This window comes from Streptomyces sp. NPDC007346 (genome assembly GCF_040703535.1).
Taxonomy (GTDB): domain Bacteria; phylum Actinomycetota; class Actinomycetes; order Streptomycetales; family Streptomycetaceae; genus Streptomyces.
On record NZ_JBEYKR010000291.1, the window covers coordinates 1 to 1,688 of the forward strand.

A 1,688-nucleotide genomic window follows, 5' to 3' on the forward strand; every position below is an offset into this window, starting at 1 on the left:
CCGGGGGGGGGGCCGGGGGCCCCGCCGTGCGGGGGCCCCCGGGGGTGGGGGGGCGGGGGGGGGGGGGGGCCCCCCCCGGGCCGGGGGGGGGCCCGCCCCCTGCGGCCCCCGCCCGGCCGGTGGGTCCCGACGGGCGGTCAGCGGGTCTCGACGAGCCGGGCGAAGACCACCACGTTCCCGTCGTAGCCGCCCGCCTGCGAGTACGCCCCGCCGCAGGTGATGACCCGCAGCTCCGCGTGGCCCGTGTCGCCGTAGACCCGGGAGCCGGGGAAATCGTCCTTGGAGAAGACCTCCACCCCGTAGACCTCGAAGACCCCGATCCGGCCGTCGTAGCGGGTCACCTCGACGTGGTGGCCCTTCTGGAGCGAGCCGAGCCCGTAGAAGACCGCGGGCCCCGACAGGTTGTCGACATGGCCGACGACCACGGACGTACCGCGCTCCCCGGGTGCGATGCCGTTCTGGTACCAGCCGGCGAGGTTGGGGTCCTCGGCCGGCGGGGCGTCGATCCAGCCGTCGGCGTCCAGGTTCACATCGATGATCGGGGCGTCCACGTCGATGGACGGGATCTTCACCCGGGAGGCGGGGGCGTACGGCAGCGGCTGGACCGGCTCGCCCTCCACCGGCGGGCCCGCGGTGTCGCTGCTCAGGTCCAGCGCGGCGGCGGCCGCGGGCTGCGGCGGGCCCTCCTCCGCGAACCCCGTCCCGTTGCGCATGAGGGCGAGGCCCGTGAGCATGACCAGAGCGACGGCACCCCACGGCACGCGTCTGGTCCGCTCGGCGCCAGCGTAGTCCCGGCCCATGGTGCTCCCTTCGTCGCGACGCTTGGAACGTTAGGGGCGGTGCGGGCGGGCGGCGATCAGGGAGAGGCGAACGGGTGGCGGGCGGAATGTCGGCCCCCGAGGTGACTGCCCTTCGGAGTAGTGAGCAGATAAAAGTTCCGGTGGGCTGTGACCTGCGCATCCGTCGGACGGAGGGGTTTTCGTACGGCGTGTCGTGTCACCGGGGTGGAGCAGTGCCGAAGTGCGGGCCGAAGGCCCAATGGTGAGTGTTCGTCATGGGAGGCGTTCACGTCGATCCATCCCGGAGGACAGGACTCCGGGGCGTTTCCCGCTGGAGGTCCACACGATGCGTGCTTCACGCGCTCTCGCGGTCACCGCGACCGCATTCGCGGCCGTCGGGCTCGCGGCCCCCATGGCCGCCGCCACCAACGGCCCGGTCAACGTCTCCGTCAACCCGCAGTCGGTCCACCAGGGCGCGACCCTGAAGGTCACCGCGCAGGGCTGCGGCCACGGCGGCAAGGTCTGGTCGAACGCCTTCCCGACGACGGAGCTGTCGGCGGGTGGCAGCAACCACGCCACGGCCCACATCCGGCACAACACCACGCCGGGCCACTACCACCTCTCCGTGAAGTGCAGCGACAACGACAAGATCGCCACGCACAAGTTCACCGTGCTCGCCGGCGCCGGCGCGCAGGGCGGGCTCGGCGGTTCGATGGGCCCCGGCTCCACGGAGATGCAGGTCGGCGGTGGACTGGTCGCCGCGGCGGCCGTCGGTGGCGCGGTCTTCCTCGTCCGGCGTCGGCGGACGAGCCATGCGGCCTTCTAGGACGTCGGACCTCCCGCCCGGCCCGATACGCCCGTCGCCCCGAGTCCTGGATCAGGACCCGGGGCGACTGCCGTGCGGCGCAC

At 73.5% G+C, this 1,688-nt stretch carries 2 protein-coding genes; one reads left to right on the top strand and one right to left on the bottom strand.

Annotated features, from left to right (window positions below; all coding sequences use genetic code 11):
* Nucleotides 1-137: 137 nt before the first annotated feature.
* Nucleotides 138-800 carry a class F sortase gene (locus tag AB0917_RS34120; RefSeq protein ID WP_366823579.1) on the bottom strand — a complete coding sequence of 221 codons (663 nt, stop codon included), beginning with the start codon at nt 798-800 and terminating at the stop codon, nt 138-140.
* Between the two features lie 325 nt (nt 801-1,125).
* On the opposite strand from AB0917_RS34120, the gene AB0917_RS34125 reads away from it, so the two are divergent.
* Nucleotides 1,126-1,605 carry a hypothetical protein gene (locus AB0917_RS34125; RefSeq protein WP_366823580.1) on the top strand — a complete coding sequence of 160 codons (480 nt, stop codon included), beginning with the start codon at nt 1,126-1,128 and terminating at the stop codon, nt 1,603-1,605.
* Nucleotides 1,606-1,688: the final 83 nt, after the last annotated feature.